The following is a 14,789-nucleotide window of genomic DNA, read 5'->3' as shown; positions in this document are numbered from 1 at the left end:
TTCATCCCTGGCCAGGGCGGACACGTAAGGTTAGCGGCCGCCCTCTCCGGCCCCTACGACCCGGGCGGCCCCTGTCGCCCAGTGTTCATCAGCCCGCCCCCGGGCCAACTCCCTGGCCGGTTCCGGGCCCCACCCCGAGGCCCTCCCGGAAGCGGACGAACTGCTCGGCCGGCTCCCCCGTGTACACCCACGGCACCCACGCCGCCCGGGCCCCGAGCAGGCCGAGCAGTTCCCGGGCGATCTCCACCTGGCCCGCGTAACAGGCCGCGTGGGCCAGGTAGTTGAGTTCGGCCACCTCCTCCGGGGCGACCGGCGCACCGGGGCCCCGGCCGCCGATCCAGCGGGCGTGGGTCCTGCGCAGCTCGGTGACCGCCAGCTCGTGCTTCCAGTGCTGGTCGAAGCCGCGGACGGGACCGCGGCCGAGGGCGCCGTCGGCGATGTAGCGGTACTCCTCGACGCGGGCGATCTGGACGAGGACAGGGAGCGGGGAGCCGGGCGGGGCGACGCCGGCGGCGTCGCGGGCGAAGTCGTACATGGCGCCGTGGGTGCCGTGCCAGCGGGCCGACCAGTAGCGCAGCACCTGGGCGTGACCCTCGAGGTTGTACGGGTCGCGGCGGCGCAGTTCGTCGAACCAGCGGCGCAGTTCGCGGCGCGGCACCCCGCCCTCGTACAGCCGGGCGACGGAGAGCAGCGACACCCAGGGCATGGGGTCGGACGGCGCGGCCTCGGCGGCCGCGAGGCAGATGTCGACGGCGGCGTCGATACGGCCGCGGTCGACGGTGGCGCCGCGGCCCGCGGCGATGGCCGTGTCGAAGACGCGGACGACCTCGGTGGCGGCGCGCAGCACGGCGGCGTCCGGGTTGCCCGCCTCGGCGGCCCGCCAGGTCTCGACGGTGGCGCTGCCGGCCGCGGCATGGGCGAGCAGCCGGAGCCGGTGGGTGCGGCGCGCCCAGTCGTCGCCGGTGGCGGCCAGCAGGTCGCGCACGCCTTGCCAGCGCCCGATGACCATGTCGTGCCGGGCCTCGGTGAGCGCCCGGTCGCCGAAGTCCGGGTCGAAGTCCGGTACGAACCCCCGGCCCTGCCGGGCCGAGCGGCGGCGCAGAGCGGCCACCCCGGTACCCCCTCTCGAACGAAGACCGACAGACGGACAGACAGACGGACGGACAGAGCAACAGACCGACCGACAGGCCGACCGACGGGCCGACGGACAGACCGATCGACCGAGCGTCAGAAGTCGGTGGCGAGTGACTCGTCCGCGCGGCGGGCGCGCGGCGAGTGCGGAGACGTGAACGCCTCGGCGGCGGCGAGCGCGGCGGCCGCGTCGAGCCGGGCCGGACGGTAGAAGGCGCTGCCCTTCCGCCGGTACACGAGCAGCGGTACGACTCCGGCGACCAGCCCGCCCAGTCCGATGACGAGCGCGCTCACGGAGAGTTCGCTCAGCGACTCGACGAACGCCCACATCATGAACGCGGAGCCGAGCAGCGGCCAGAGCCCGCCCAGGACGAAGTCCTTCACGGACGCGAGCAGCAGCTTCTTGTACGCGAGGACGGCGGCGATGCCGGCGAGCGCGTAGTAGAACGCGATCTGGAGGCCGATCGCCTTCACCGCGTCGCCGAGCACCTCCTGCACCGAGTCGGCGGCGGCCGAGGCGGCGAAGAGGACGAGCGCGGCGGCGCCGACGGTGATCACGGCGACCCACGGCGTGTTCCAGCGGCGGTGCACGAGGCCCAGCGCGGACGGCAGGGTGCGGTCGCGGCCCATCGCGAAGAGCGTGCGGGTGACCTGGATGAGGGTGGTCTCCAGGGTGGCGACGGTCGACAGGAGCACGGCGAGGATCAGCATCTTGCCGCCGACGCCGGGCCAGATCTCCTCGCCGAGGAGGGCGAGCACGTTCGCGCCGCCCTTCTCGATCTGCTCGGAGGTCAGCAGCACGTTGACGGCGACGGTGAACGCCACGAAGAGGAACAGGACCGTGCCGACGCCGACCAGCGCGGAGAGCCCCGCCGTGCGGCGGCTGTCGCGCGTCTCTTCGCTGAGGTTGCTGGTGACGTCCCAGCCCCAGTAGTAGAAGGCGGCGATCAGCGCACCGGACGCGAAGCCGGAGGCGCCGCCGAAGTGGCCGAGGCCGAACCACGACCAGTCGAAGGCGGTGGCGTGCCCGTGGTGGGCCAGCGCGCCGAGGATGAAGACGATCAGGATCGCCGTCTCGACGCCGGAGAGCACCAGCTGCGCCCGTACGGTCAGCCGCGCGCCGCCGAGGACGACGAGCAGCATCATCAGGAACCAGCCGGCGCCGACGGCGGTCGAGAGCGCCGTGTTGTCGGCGTGCCGCGGCGCGAGGAGGGAGAGCGTGAGGGTGCCGGCCGGCAGCGAGCCCGCGACCATGAAGACGGTCGCGGCGAACACCAGCGCCCAGCCGGACAGGAAGCCGAGGCACGGGTGGAGGGTGCGGCCCACCCAGGAGTACGCGGCGCCCGCGTTGACGTCGATCCGGCCGAGGCGCGCGTACGCGAGGACGATCCCGAGCATCGGTATCGCGCAGTAGAGCAGCGAGGCGGGTCCGGCGAGGCCGACCGCGCCGAAGAGCACGGCGGTCGTCGCGGCGAGCGAGTACGCGGGGGCGCTGCCGGCCACGGCCATCGTGATGGTGTCGAACGTGCCGAGGGCGTTGGGCTGGAGACCTCTTCCTGGGCCTCTTCCGGTGCCTCTGCCGGTTCCTCTGCTGGGGCCTTTGCCGGCGCCTCTGCCGGTGCTTTTGCCGGTGCCTTTGCCGGACGGTGTGCGCATGCGGTGAGTCCTCGGGGCGCGTGTGGGGGGAGGGGGGACGCAGGGCGAAGCGACCGTGCCACGGGGGTGTTTGGGGGAAGCTCGTGGCTGGAAAGGGTCGTGGATCACGGTGAATTCGAGCGCATCGTAGTCGTACCTGTGGGTTTCGGTAACGGCAGTGGGAGGGTTCGGTTCCGCAACCGCCGGTAACCGCTTCCGTACGCCCCTTTGGTCGCGTTTATTTACCGGGCGGACCTATTCACGCGCGCCCGGGGTCGCGATGGCGCGTGCCGCCCGTACCTCCTGGCGCAGCGGTTCGAGCGCCCCGTCCTCGTCTCCGCCGAGGTCCGCCCGTACCTCCTCCAGGACGTCGCTGGACCGCAGTCCGTCCGCCAGCTCCCGCAACTGCCGTTCCACGGCGGCGACCTCGGCCGGGTCGGGCGCGGGCGCGCCGTGGTCGACCCGGATCCGGGCGGCGGTCGTCGCGTCCACGATCCGCTCCACGGCGATGGCCAGCGGCCACCAGGCGGCGGCCAGGTCACCGGCCGGCGGCGGCTCGGTCAGCGCGCGCTGGAACTCCGAGCGCACGGCCGACATGTCCCGGTACAGCTTGCGGCGGGCCCGGTGCCGGGCCGCCGTGTCGCCCCTGTCCACCTCCACGAACGCCAGGTGCACGTACGAGGCCGTGTCCGCGACCGCGTCGGCGAGCCGGTCGGCGACCCGGGTGTGCCAGGACTCCGGCCACAGCAGATAGCCGGCGACGAGCGCGATGCCGCAGCCGATGAGCGAGTCGTAGAGGCGGGGCAGGACGAGGTGGAAGCCCTGGCGGTTGAGGAGGTCGGACAGGAGCAGGATGACCGGGGTGATGGCCGCCGTCTGGAAGGCGTACCCCTTCGCCGAGAACGCCGGGATCAGCGCCGCGAGCACCATCATCACGGGCACGTCCCACCAGCCGCGGGGCACCGCCGCGAGCACCGGCGCGGCGATCAGCAGCCCGCCGGCCGTGCCGAGCGCGCGCAGCACCGCCCGCGAGAACACCGAGCCGAAGTCGGGCTTCATGACGAACGTGACGGTGAGCGCGACCCAGTACGAGCGGGGTACGGCGATCAGCGAGACGAGCGCCTGCGCGAGCCCGATGCACAGGGCGAGCCGCAGGCCGTAGCGCCACGACGCCCCGGACAGCAGCACCCCGCGCGCGGCGCGCCGCACCCGTACCCGCAGGGCGGCGGGGCGGCCGAGCCGGTCGTCCACGTTGTGCGGGCGCGACTCGGCCTGGTGCACGACGGTGGCGGCGTGCCGTACGGCGGCGTCCACGGCCTTCTCGGTGGGGCGGCGGGCCTCGGGCAGGTCCAGGGGCGGCGCGTGCTTGCGCGGTGTCGCGGCCTCGACGGCGTCGGCCAGCGCCCGTACCGCCGCCGGGATCGCGGGCGCCAGCGGGCGGTGGAAGCGGCGGGCCGCGAAGTGGGCGGCGGGCGCGGCCTCCAGGATCGGGATGACGGCGTTGAGCTGGGAGAGCAGCCGTACGAGGGTGGGCGCGCGGCCGTGCTGACGGGCGCGGCGGGCGAGCACGAGGTCGTACGACTGGTTCAGCGAGGCCGTCACCGCCTGCCGCTTCTCGTCGTACGCCTCGCTGCCGGCCGCCTCCAGGAGCTCGGCGATCGCCCGGTACGTGCCGGCCACCGCCGCCCGCTCCGGCTGCCCGCCGCGGAACGGCCAGCCGAGGAGCGTCAGCACGAGGACGACGACACCGCCGAGGACGAGCAGCAGCGGGGCCTTCCACCAGGGCTCGGGGAGGGGCAGGCCGGCGCCGACGACCGCGTTGAGGAGCAGGAGCAGGCCGGACACGGAGGCGACCGCGCCGATCGACGAGATCATCCCGGACACGAGGGCGACGAGCGTGAGCGCGGCGACGGCGGCCCAGCCCTCGCCGTACACGAGGGTGCCGAGGGTGACGCCGAGCGCGCCGAACAGCTGCGGTACGGCGATGTTGAAGACCCGCATGCGGTAGGCGTCGGCCGTGTCGCCGATGACGCCGGAGAGGGCGCCCATCGACACGAGCGCGCCGTAGGCGGTGTGCCCGGTGGCCATCCCGACGGCGAGCGGCGCGGCGAGCGCGACGGCGGCGCGGAGGACGGCGGCCCACGGCACGGGGGTGGGCTGCGGGCGGAGGCCGGCGGTGAGCCAGGCGGGTGGCGCGAGCCGTGCGGTCGTCGCGTTCCGTGCGGTCCGTGCGGTCCGGGCGGTTTTCCCCATGTGCCCAACTTACGAGCCCGGCCGTGCGGGATCAGCTGCGGTAGCCCTCCACCTCGCTCGGCGGGCGGACGGCCGCCGTGTCCGGGTCCTCGCCGAACTCGGCCTTGGCGCGGCGCTGGCGCAGCAGGTCCCAGCACTGGTCGAGCTGGACCTCCAGCTCGGCGAGGCGGGACCGCTCCTCGTCGAGGAGGCCGCCCGTGCGCTGCCGCAGGGCGCGCTCCTCCTCGACGAGGGCGCCGATGTTCTGGAGGATCTCGTCGTTGTCCATGCTCTCCAGCGTGGCCGATGGGCGCCCGGCGCGCAGTTCGGGGAATCCGTACGGCTCAGACGGCTCGGGCGGCTCGGGCGGCTCGGCCGGACCGGACGGCTCGGACGGCGCGAACGGTTCCGACGGCTCAGTGCCGGACGGCCTGGACGATCTCCGCCTTGGTGGCGCCGGACAGCGAGCGATTGCTCCGCGCCGTACCGGTCTTGACCGCCTTGGCGCCGACGTCGTTGATGTTCATGACGACCGCGTCGAGCAGATTTCCGTCCTTGTCGCGGAAGTTGACCCAGATCGTGTAGTCGACGGTCGAGTCCTTCGGGTTGGTCGCGGTGACGGTGGCGACGGTCCGGTCGCCGTCCGTGGACGTCGGCCCGGCCTTGACGTCGCCCTTCGCGTCGACGCCGTTCTTGATCTGGTTCATCTGCTCCTGCGCGGCGGCGGTGGCGGAGGCAACGATGTTCCCCGCCTTCTCCTTCGTCTCCTCGCAACCGGTGAGGGCGAGGAGGCCGAGGACGGCGAGCAGCGCTGCCGCGACCGCCGTGGCCGCTGTGGCCGCTGTGGGTGCGCGCCTCATACGCCGCCACCTCGCGTCTTCGCCGTCTTCCCGTCCACGGCCTTCCCGTACGACTCGTCCGCCGCCAGCGCCCAGATGACGAAGACGGACACGGCCATCGAGAAGAGCGCCCACCACGGCTCGTACGGCAGGAAGAGGAACTGGGCCACGATGTTCAGCGCGGCGAGCGCCATGCCCGCGACCCGGCCCCATTCGGCGCTGTTGAGGATCCCGATGCCGGCGATGGCGACGACGACGCCGAGGCAGAGGTGGATCACGCCCCAGGACGTGAGGCTGAACTTGTAGACGTAGTCGCCCAGGCGGGCGTAGACGTCGTTCGAGGCGATGCCCGCGATGCCCTGGAGGATGTCCACGACGCCGGTGACCAGCATCAGGACGCCGGCGAAGAGGGAACTCCCGGCGGCCCACGAGGAATGGTGCGATGCGGTGTTCTGGCTCATGGGCTCATCGTGGGAGCGATGTGTCCGGTCGCGGACCTTCTGGTGGTCCGTACGGGTGAGGCCCCGCCCTCCCGGCTGATCCACTTGCGGGGCGTGCGGCCCGGGTGTGCCCTGGAGGGTGCAGGACGCCCGGCGCCGGGCGCGCAGCCGGGCGCGGGGCGCAGGCGCGGGAAAGGAGTCTCCGCCATGGCCGCACACGCAGCGGTACGTCCCGCCCGGAGGCAGCCTCGAAGGCAGCAGCTGAGGACGCACGGCTGGGGTCTGCCCGTCCTCCTCGGCCTCGCGTACGGGTTCTACGCCCCCACCAACGCCCGGCGCGGCGGCGAGCCGAGCTGGGGCCAGTTCTGGCTCGGTCTCATCAGCGGCGTCGTCCTCGCGGTCGCCGTCTACGCGCTCCGCCGCTACGGCCGCATGTTGCGGCGCGAACTCCGTGCGGCAGCCTGGGGAGCCCTCGCGGGCTGCGCGATCGGCTTCCTCTTCAGCCTCTCCGACCACAGCGTCTTCTCGTCGTCGATGCTCGGCCTGATCGTGGCCGCCGGCACCACTCTCGCCGCCTACTACCTCTTCTACACGCACGAGGACGCGAGAGGCCGCCCGGCGCCCTACTGAGCGCCCCCGCCCTTGCCCCTGCCCCTGCCCGTGGCGGGGGCGGTCCGCCGCCGGTAGTACGCGACGGCCACCGCCGCGAGCAGCGGCGGCCAGGCCGCGAGCAGCAGATAGCAGCCGTAGAACAGCGCCGACTGGCCCGCGGTCATCGCCGTCACGTCGCCGAGCGCCGCGTACTCGGCGTACGCCGACCAGCCGCCCAGCGCGCACAGCCCCACCGCTCCGGCGAGCGCGGCGCCGGCGGCGGCCCGCGGGTTCACCCGCCGCCCGAGGAACACCTCGCCCCAGTTCCGTACGAGCCCGAGCGTGAGGAACGCGAGCAGCTCCGAGACGACCGTCAGGCCGACCATGTACGCGACCAGTCCGGGCCCCGGATCGGCGAACCGCGACCCGCTCTTGACGACCGGAAGCCCGAACGCCAGCGCGAGCCGCCACAGACCGGCGGGCAGCACGACGAACGGCACGGCATGGGCGGTGAGGGCGGCCCAACGAGGCACGGCGGGCAGGGCGTTCAGCTTTATCGGCATGCCGCAAGCCTCCCGCGCACCCGCCCCCGCGACGTCGCCCCAGCGGCCCGACCCGCTCCGCCGCGCGGCGGAGACGGCGTGGTCCCCCGGCCGTCCCTCAGGCGTTCCGGGGCGTGGTCTGCTGCACTGCCCACCGGTTGCCGTCCGGGTCCGCGAAGTACACGAACGACCCCCACGGCTGGTCGTCGATCGGGGTCACCTCGATGCCCCGCGCGGTCAGCTCGGCGTGCGCCTCCTCGATGTCGGCGACGACGACCTGCATGTTGTCCAGCGAGCCCGGGACCATCTCCGTGATGCCCCTGCCGAACGCGATCGAACAGGCCGAACCGGGCGGCGTCATCTGCACGAAGCGGATCGCGTCGCTGACCGTCACGTCGTGATCGGCGCGGAACCCGACCCGCTCGTAGAACGCCTTGGCCCGGTCCACATCACTGACCGGCACCCCGATCAGCTCCAGTCTGATGTCCATGCGGGCATCATCCGACGGGCGGCCCCGAGCCGCCCGTCGACCTTCGTGCCGACTAGTCCAGGCGCAGGTCCGCAAGCCCCGCCAGCTGCTGTTCGAACGGCACGACCTCGTCCTCGGCCGCCTCGTGGGCCGGCCGGGCTGCCACCAGGGTGGCGAATTCGACGCCCGCGCGGGTGATGCGGGCCGGGAGGCCCTCGGTGTAGTCGTCGCCGGTCGAGCCCCAGTCCTCCGAGGCCGCGTAGACGGCGGTGGGGGAGACGGCGGCGCGGAGGTAGGCGAAGAGGGGGCGCAGGGCGTGGTCGAGGACGAGGGAGTGGCGGGCGGTGCCGCCGGTGGCGCCGAGGAGGACCGGGACGCCGGTGAGCGCGGCCGGGTCGATCAGGTCGAAGAAGGACTTGAACAGACCGCTGTAGGAGGCGGTGAAGACCGGGGTGACCGCGATCAGTCCGTCCGCGCCGGTCACCGTGTCGATCGCCTCCTGGAGCTTGCCCGAGGGGAAGCCGGTGACGAGGTTCTTCGCGATGTCGACGGCCAGGTCGCGCAGTTCGACGACCTCGACGTCGACGGCGTACTCCTGCTCGGCCAGCCGGTAGCGGGTGGCCTGGAGGAGCCGGTCGGCGAGCAGCCGGGTGGAGGAGGGGCTGCTGAGTCCGGCCGACACGGCGACCAGCTTGAGCGTGCGCATGGCGTCAGACCTCCTGGTTCTTCAGTACGGCGGGGTGGAGCGGGGCGGTCGCCGGGACGTCCGCCGGGCGCAGGTTCTCGAACTCCTTGCGGAGCACCGGGACGACCTCCTCGCCGAGGATGTCGAGCTGTTCCAGGACCGTCTTGAGCGGCAGGCCCGCGTGGTCGATCAGGAAGAGCTGGCGCTGGTAGTCGCCGACGTACTCCCGGAAGGACAGGGTGCGTTCGATGACCTCCTGCGGCGAGCCGACGGTCAGCGGCGTCTCGCGGCTGAACTCCTCGAGCGACGGACCGTGGCCGTACACCGGCGCGTTGTCGAAGTACGGGCGGAACTCCCGTACCGCGTCCTGCGAGTTCTTCCGCATGAAGACCTGGCCGCCGAGGCCGACGATCGCCTGCTCGGGGGTGCCGTGGCCGTAGTGCGCGTACCGCTGGCGGTAGAGGCGGATCATCTTCTCGGTGTGCTGCTTGGGCCAGAAGATGTGGTTGGCGAAGAAGCCGTCGCCGTAGTAGGCCGCCTGCTCGGCGATCTCCGGGGAGCGGATGGAGCCGTGCCAGACGAACGGCGGCACGCCGTCGAGCGGGCGCGGGGTGGCCGTGAAGCCCTGGAGCGCGGACCGGAACCGGCCCTCCCAGTCGACCACGTCCTCCCTCCACAGCCTGTGGAGGAGCGCGTAGTTCTCGATGGCGAGCGGGATGCCCTGGCGGATGTCCTGGCCGAACCACGGGTAGACCGGGCCGGTGTTGCCGCGGCCCGTCATCAGGTCGACGCGGCCGTCGGCGAGGTGCTGGAGGGTCGCGTAGTCCTCGGCGATCTTCACCGGGTCGTTGGTGGTGATCAGGGTCGTGGACGTGGACAGGATCAGGTTCTCGGTGCGTGCGGCGATGTGCCCGAGGAGGGTGGTCGGGGAGGACGGCACGAACGGCGGGTTGTGGTGCTCGCCGGTCGCGAAGACGTCCAGGCCGACCTCCTCGGCCTTGAGCGCGATGGCGACGGTGTTCTTGATCCGCTCGTGCTCGGTGGGGGTACGGCCGGTCGTGGGGTCGGCCGTCACGTCGCCGACGGTGAAGATCCCGAACTGCATCGTGCTCACCTCTCGCCTTTCGATGTTGGTTGAATATTAAACCATCCGGCTCAACGGCGCACCCCGCCCCCCTATTCCCGGGCCGTACCCTGAGGGACATGACCGACAAGACCGACGACCTCGAGCGCTGGAAGGAGCGGGGCGTGATGCTCCGCGTCTTCGTGTACGTCTTCGTGACGCACGCCCTCGCCGGGTTCATCTGGCTGCTCTTCTACGTCGGCGAGCACGCCCCGAAGTAGCCGCCCGGAGGCCGGTTCCAGGGCTCACGTAGAGTCGCCGACGTGAACGCTGCGATATCGGTGCCCGCAGTGCCCGCGGTGTCGGTCGTCGGAATCGGCGCGGACGGCTGGGACGGGCTCCCCGAGGCATCCCGCCGCACCCTGCGCGCCGCCGAGGTGCTGATCGGCGGCCCCCGCCAGCTCGACCTGCTGCCCGCCGCCGACTGCCCCGGCACCCGCGTCACCTGGCCGAGCCCGCTGCGCCCCGCCGTGCCCGGCCTGCTCGCCGCCCACGAGGGCCGCCGGGTGGCCGTGCTCGCGAGCGGCGACCCCATGTTCTACGGCATCGGCCGCACCCTCGCCGAGCTCGTCGGCCCCGACCGGCTGCACGTCCAGCCGCACCCGTCCTCCGTCTCGTACGCCTGCGCCCGGCTCGGCTGGCCGCTGGACGCCACCGAGACGGTCTCGCTCGTCGCCCGCCCCCTCGACACCGTCGCCGCGGCCCTGCACGACGGCCGTCGGCTGCTGCTGCTCAGCGAGGGCGCCGGCACCCCGGCGCGGGTCGCCGCGCTGCTGCGGGAGCGGGGCTGGGGCGGTACGCGGATCCGGGTCCTGGAACAGCTCGGCGGCGGCCAGGCCGAGCGGATCCTCGACGGCACGGCCGACGGCTGGGCGCACCAGGACGAGGACGTGGACCCCCTCAACGTCATCGCCCTCGACTGCGTACGCGACCCCGGCACGCTGCGGCTCGGCACGACGCCCGGCCTGCCGGACGAGGCGTACGAGCACGACGGGCAGCTCACCAAGCGGTACGTGCGCGCCGCCACGCTCGCCGCGCTCGCGCCCGCCCCGGGCGAACTGCTCTGGGACGTCGGCGGCGGCTCCGGCTCCATCGGCATCGAGTGGATGCGGGCGCACCGCGGCTGCCGCGCGATCGCGGTGGAGAAGTCGGCGGAGCGGGCGGAGCGGATCACCCGTAACGCGGCCGCCCTCGGCGTACCGGGCCTGAAGGTCGTGACGGGCCCCGCGCCCGCCGCGCTCGCGGGGCTCCCGGCCCCCGACGCCGTCTTCGTCGGCGGCGGCCTGACCGCCCCCGGCCTGCTCGACGCCTGCTGGGACGCGCTCCCGGCGGGCGGCCGGCTCGTCGCCAACACCGTGACGCTCGAGTCCGAGGCGCTGCTCGCCGACCGTTACCGGCGGCACGGCGGCGAGCTGGTCCGGCTCGCGGTCGCCAGCGCCGTGCCGGTGGGCGGCTTCACCGGCTGGCGCCAGGCGATGCCCGTCACCCAGTGGTCCGTAACGAAGGGTTGAACCAAGAGATGACCGTCTACTTCATCGGCGCGGGCCCCGGCGCGGCCGACCTGATCACCGTGCGCGGCGCGCGGACCCTCGCCAAGTGCGGGGTCTGCCTCTACGCGGGCTCGCTCGTGCCGCGCGAGCTGCTCGCCGAGTGCCCGCCGGACGCGAAGCTCGTCGACACCGCGAGGATGGACCTCGACCAGATCGTCGCCGAGATCGCCGCCGCCCACGAGGCCGGCCAGGACGTCGCCCGGCTGCACTCCGGCGACCCGTCCGTCTTCAGCGCCATGGCCGAGCAGATGCGGCGGCTCGACGCGGCCGGCATCCCGTACGAGGTCGTGCCCGGCGTCCCGGCCTTCGCGGCCGCCGCGGCCGCGCTCAAGCGGGAACTGACCGTGCCGACCGTCGGCCAGACCGTCATCCTCACCCGCATCGCCCAGCAGGCCACCCCCATGCCCGACGGCGAGGACCTGGCGACGCTGGGCAGGAGCGGCGCGCTGCTCGTCCTGCACCTGGGCGCGCGGTACGTCGACCGCATCGTCTCCGAACTGGTCCCGCACTACGGCACGGACTGCCCGGCGGCGGTCGTCGCGATGGCCAGCCGCCCGGACGAGCTGGTGCTGCGCGGCACCCTGGAGGACATCGCGGAGCAGGTGAAGGCGGCCGGCATCACCAAGACCGCGGTCATCATCGTGGGCCGCACGCTCGCGGCCGCCGAGTTCCGCGACAGCCACCTGTACGACCCGGCCCGGGACCGCCACGTCTGCTGAGACGGATCCCGGGCCGCTGAGTACTGCGTCAGGCGTTGGGCCGCTTGCCGTGGTTGGCCTTCTTCTTCTTGCGGGCCCGCTTCTTGTTGCCGCGCTTCGCCATGGGACTCCCTCTCGGTAGGGGACGCTGCCGTGGCCAGCCTAGGTTCGGGACCGGGGGCCCGCACGTCGGCCGTCGTCGACTGTCAGTGCGGTGCGCTCCAATGTCCGAGTGACCGTTTACGACGTGGCCCGGGCGCTGCCGGGCATCGAGGAACTGCGCGACCATTGCCGGGGGCTCGCGATGCTGGACGCGGTGCTGAGCCCCGAGTGGGACGGCCGGTACTACTCGTTCGGCAAGGACACCGCCTCCATGCGGGACGGCCAGGGAGACGAGTACCGGATCGTGTTCTCCCCGGCGGGCGCGTACGTGGAGGGCTTCGCCCACGAGGCGCCGATGAGCCCGTGGGCCAACCTGGACCAGCCGGAGGTGTGGCCGGGCGTCCTCGACGAGGTGCCGGACGATTTCCGCCCGTACATCTCCATGGCCGAGGACGGCTATGCACCGGACGTCACCGCCTGCCTCTGGCGCGAGCCCGCCGATCCCGCCTGGCGCGTGGGCACCATCGACTTCCCCACCTGGGGCGACGGCACCCCGGACGGCGCCGACGAGCTCTTCGGACTGCTCGTCGACCGCTCGGCGGAGGCGTACGCCGAATGGGCCGCCGACTACTACGGGACGGACCTCGACGTCGAGGCGGTCCGCCACGTCCTCGCCCTGCGACCGCTGACGCCGGAGGTCGTCGCGGCGCTGAATCCGGAGGTGGAGCTCGCCGACCTGGCAGAGGACATCGCGGGGATCCGCTACCCGACCCAGCGGGAGCTGAGGGAGCTGGTCGACTGGCTGGAGGAGGAGTACTGCCCGACTACGGCCGCCGAAAAGGCCGCGGCGCGCGCCGAGCTCGCGGAGCTCGACGCCGAGCACGAACGTCGCCGGGCGCTCAGGCGGGAGTGATGCCCCACTCCGGCGCGATCACCGACATCACCGTCGCGTCCACCCGCTCCCCCTCCCACAGCAGCGCGCCCCGCAGCACGCCCTCCGCCCGGAAGCCCGCCTTCTCGTAGGCGCGGCGGGCGCGCGGGTTGAACGCGTACACCTCTAGCCACACCCGGTACAGGCCGAGACCCTCGAAGGCGTGGCCGACGATCAGCCGGGTGGCCTCCGTGCCGAGGCCGCGGCCGAGGGTGTCCGGCGACAGGCAGATCCGGAAGCCGCAGCTCTCGTTCGGCGCGTCCCACTCGTTCAGCACCGCCTCGCCGACGACCCGGCCGGTCGCCCGCTCCACCACGGCCAGGTCGAGCCGGTTGGGCTGGGCGCCCCGGGTCGCGTACCACTGCCGCAGCGCGGCCTCGCCGAACTCGGCGTGGGAGCCGGTGAGCCGGCCGATCTCGGGGTCGTTCAGTATCGGGAGGAGCGCGGGGACGTCGTCCTCGGTGACCGGGCGGAGGGTGACGAGTTCGCCGCGCAGGGTGGGCTTGAACGAGAAGTCGGTCGAGTCAGTCGTCATCCGGGCATTGTGCGCGCGCCCGGGGCCGGAGTCGCCCGGTTTACGGTCTTCCCGGTGTGCGGCATGGCCGGTTCACGGTCTCCCGGGTTCGCGGTCTTCGCGGTTCGCGGCATTGCCGTTGTGCAGCCTTGCCGGTTCACGGTCTCCCCGGGCCCGCCACCGCCGACCGCCCCACGACCACGCCCGCCCGGTCGATGCAGACCACGTCCACCGCGACCGGTGCGCCGCGCAGGACCGCCAGGGCCTCGTCGCGGGCGCGGGCGGCGACGAGGTCGCCCAGGGGCACGGCGGCGGCCTCGGCGAGGCGGAGGGCGGCCAGGCCGGTGTTGGCGCCGGCGATGTCGGCGGCGAGGGTGTCGGAGGCGCCGCCCGCGCGGGCCAGGTCGGCGAGGAAGCCCTTGTCGACCTGGGAGCGGGCGGAGTGGAGGTCGAGATGGCCGGCGGCGAGCTTGGAGAGCTTGGCGAAACCGCCGCAGAGGGTGAGCCGGTCGACGGGGTGGCGGCGGATGTACTTGAGGACGGCGCCCGCGAAGTCGCCCATGTCGAGCAGGGCGATCTCCGGCAGCTCGTACAGCTCGGTGACCGTGCGCTCCGAGGTGGAGCCGGTGCAGCCGGCGACGTGCGTGAGGCCGCCGGCCCGGGCCACGTCGACGCCGCGGCGGATCGAGTCGATCCAGGCGGAGCACGAGTAGGGGACGACGACGCCGGTGGTGCCGAGGATGGACAGGCCGCCGAGGATGCCGATGCGCGGGTTCCAGGTGGAACGGGCGATCTCGGCGCCGTCGTCGACGGAGACCGTGATCTCCACGTCTCCCGTCCCGCCGTGCGCGGCAGCGGCCTCGGCGACGTGCTCGCGCATCATCTGGCGCGGCACCGGGTTGATCGCGGGCTCGCCGACCTCCAGGGGCAGCCCGGGCAGGGTGACCGTGCCGACCCCGGGGCCCGCCCGGAACACCACGCCGGAGCCGGGCGGCAGGAGCCGTACGGTCGAGCGGACCAGCGCCCCGTGCGTGACGTCCGGGTCGTCGCCCGCGTCCTTCACCACGCCGGCCATGGCGGTGTCCGCCGTCAGGGACTCGACGGCCAGGGCGAAGGACGGCGTCTGGCCCTTCGGCAGCGTGATCGTCACCGGGTCCGGGAACTCCCCGGTGAGCAGCGCCGTGTACGCGGCGGTCGTCGCCGCCGTCGCGCAGGCGCCGGTCGTCCAGCCGGGGCGCAGACCGGTGTGCTTGAGTTGGGCCGCACGCCCGCCGGAACTCATGAACGGACCCCCAGGACTCCGATGC

17 protein-coding genes and 1 pseudogene are annotated in these 14,789 nt (G+C 73.3%); 5 read left to right on the top strand and 13 right to left on the bottom strand.

Annotated elements, in window-relative coordinates; genetic code table 11:
- Positions 1-88: 88 nt before the first annotated feature.
- The 6 genes and pseudogenes from ACIRSU_RS20845 to ACIRSU_RS20820 all read right to left on the bottom strand — a co-directional run bounded on the left by ACIRSU_RS20845 (position 89) and on the right by ACIRSU_RS20820 (position 6,298).
- Positions 89-1,111 (bottom strand): hypothetical protein, encoded by a 1,023-nt coding sequence (locus ACIRSU_RS20845; protein ID WP_403794112.1) that lies wholly within the window; start codon positions 1,109-1,111, stop codon positions 89-91.
- A gap of 116 nt (positions 1,112-1,227) precedes the next feature.
- Positions 1,228-2,688: pseudogene (locus tag ACIRSU_RS20840) on the bottom strand (APC family permease); the annotation flags it as partial.
- 333 nt (positions 2,689-3,021) lie between these two features.
- The gene (locus ACIRSU_RS20835) at positions 3,022-5,019 is read right to left on the bottom strand and encodes an FUSC family protein (protein ID WP_403794110.1); all 1,998 of its coding nucleotides are present in this window, start codon (positions 5,017-5,019) and stop codon (positions 3,022-3,024) included.
- 31 nt (positions 5,020-5,050) lie between these two features.
- The gene (locus tag ACIRSU_RS20830; RefSeq protein ID WP_403794108.1) at positions 5,051-5,287 is read right to left on the bottom strand and encodes a DUF2630 family protein; all 237 of its coding nucleotides are present in this window, start codon (positions 5,285-5,287) and stop codon (positions 5,051-5,053) included.
- 127 nt (positions 5,288-5,414) lie between these two features.
- Positions 5,415-5,858 carry a hypothetical protein gene (locus ACIRSU_RS20825; RefSeq protein WP_403794107.1) on the bottom strand — a complete coding sequence of 148 codons (444 nt, stop codon included), beginning with the start codon at positions 5,856-5,858 and terminating at the stop codon, positions 5,415-5,417.
- A complete protein-coding gene (locus tag ACIRSU_RS20820) occupies positions 5,855-6,298 on the bottom strand; it encodes a hypothetical protein (protein WP_403794105.1) in 444 nt (147 codons plus the stop codon). Before ACIRSU_RS20820 ends, ACIRSU_RS20825 begins: the two co-directional genes overlap by 4 nt.
- A gap of 186 nt (positions 6,299-6,484) precedes the next feature.
- Between ACIRSU_RS20820 and ACIRSU_RS20815 the strand changes: the two genes are divergently transcribed.
- Positions 6,485-6,907 carry a hypothetical protein gene (locus ACIRSU_RS20815; RefSeq protein WP_403794103.1) on the top strand — a complete coding sequence of 141 codons (423 nt, stop codon included), beginning with the start codon at positions 6,485-6,487 and terminating at the stop codon, positions 6,905-6,907.
- Here ACIRSU_RS20815 and ACIRSU_RS20810 read toward each other — a convergent pair.
- The 4 genes from ACIRSU_RS20810 to ACIRSU_RS20795 all read right to left on the bottom strand — a co-directional run bounded on the left by ACIRSU_RS20810 (position 6,901) and on the right by ACIRSU_RS20795 (position 9,669).
- Positions 6,901-7,431, bottom strand: coding sequence for a hypothetical protein (locus tag ACIRSU_RS20810; RefSeq protein ID WP_403794102.1), 531 nt, complete (start codon positions 7,429-7,431; stop codon positions 6,901-6,903). The two genes, ACIRSU_RS20815 and ACIRSU_RS20810, sit on opposite strands and share 7 nt — an antisense overlap.
- 97 nt (positions 7,432-7,528) lie before the next feature.
- On the bottom strand, positions 7,529-7,900 hold the full coding sequence (locus ACIRSU_RS20805; protein WP_403794100.1) for a VOC family protein: 372 nt from the start codon (positions 7,898-7,900) through the stop codon (positions 7,529-7,531).
- Positions 7,901-7,952: 52 nt separating this feature from the next.
- Entirely contained in the window at positions 7,953-8,585 is a 633-nt protein-coding gene (locus tag ACIRSU_RS20800; RefSeq protein WP_403794098.1) for an FMN reductase, read from the bottom strand.
- Positions 8,586-8,589: 4 nt separating this feature from the next.
- The gene (locus ACIRSU_RS20795) at positions 8,590-9,669 is read right to left on the bottom strand and encodes an LLM class flavin-dependent oxidoreductase (protein WP_403794096.1); all 1,080 of its coding nucleotides are present in this window, start codon (positions 9,667-9,669) and stop codon (positions 8,590-8,592) included.
- Positions 9,670-9,767: 98 nt separating this feature from the next.
- Here ACIRSU_RS20795 and ACIRSU_RS20790 point away from each other — a divergent pair, with 98 nt between their 5' ends.
- Genes ACIRSU_RS20790 through cobM form a run of 3 tightly spaced genes read left to right on the top strand, consistent with a single transcriptional unit; the run spans position 9,768 to position 11,956 of the window.
- Positions 9,768-9,908 (top strand): DUF6126 family protein, encoded by a 141-nt coding sequence (locus tag ACIRSU_RS20790; RefSeq protein ID WP_403794095.1) that lies wholly within the window; start codon positions 9,768-9,770, stop codon positions 9,906-9,908.
- A gap of 42 nt (positions 9,909-9,950) precedes the next feature.
- Positions 9,951-11,198 (top strand): precorrin-6y C5,15-methyltransferase (decarboxylating) subunit CbiE, encoded by a 1,248-nt coding sequence (gene cbiE / locus ACIRSU_RS20785; protein WP_403794094.1) that lies wholly within the window; start codon positions 9,951-9,953, stop codon positions 11,196-11,198.
- A gap of 8 nt (positions 11,199-11,206) precedes the next feature.
- Positions 11,207-11,956: a precorrin-4 C(11)-methyltransferase gene (gene cobM / locus ACIRSU_RS20780; protein WP_403794093.1), complete on the top strand. Its 750-nt coding sequence runs from the start codon at positions 11,207-11,209 to the stop codon at positions 11,954-11,956.
- Positions 11,957-11,984: 28 nt separating this feature from the next.
- On the opposite strand, the gene ACIRSU_RS20775 is transcribed toward cobM, so the two are convergent.
- Complete coding sequence (locus tag ACIRSU_RS20775; protein WP_099895366.1) at positions 11,985-12,059, bottom strand: 50S ribosomal protein bL37; 75 nt, start codon at positions 12,057-12,059, stop codon at positions 11,985-11,987.
- A gap of 108 nt (positions 12,060-12,167) precedes the next feature.
- Here ACIRSU_RS20775 and ACIRSU_RS20770 point away from each other — a divergent pair, with 108 nt between their 5' ends.
- Positions 12,168-12,950, top strand: a complete 783-nt coding sequence (locus tag ACIRSU_RS20770; protein ID WP_403794091.1) for a hypothetical protein — start codon at positions 12,168-12,170, stop codon at positions 12,948-12,950.
- On the opposite strand, the gene ACIRSU_RS20765 is transcribed toward ACIRSU_RS20770, so the two are convergent.
- Both ACIRSU_RS20765 and ACIRSU_RS20760 read right to left on the bottom strand, forming a co-directional pair.
- Positions 12,937-13,503, bottom strand: a complete 567-nt coding sequence (locus tag ACIRSU_RS20765; protein WP_403794089.1) for a GNAT family N-acetyltransferase — start codon at positions 13,501-13,503, stop codon at positions 12,937-12,939. The two genes, ACIRSU_RS20770 and ACIRSU_RS20765, sit on opposite strands and share 14 nt — an antisense overlap.
- Before the next feature lie 136 nt (positions 13,504-13,639).
- On the bottom strand, positions 13,640-14,764 hold the full coding sequence (locus ACIRSU_RS20760; protein ID WP_403794088.1) for a cobalt-precorrin-5B (C(1))-methyltransferase: 1,125 nt from the start codon (positions 14,762-14,764) through the stop codon (positions 13,640-13,642).
- Between the last annotated feature and the right edge of the window lie 25 nt (positions 14,765-14,789).

Origin of the sequence: Streptomyces sp. NPDC101160 (assembly GCF_044768205.1) — a bacterium.
GTDB lineage: Bacteria > Actinomycetota > Actinomycetes > Streptomycetales > Streptomycetaceae > Streptomyces.
Note: the sequence above shows the minus strand (reverse complement) of the source record. Positions and strands in the feature narration are given on the sequence as shown.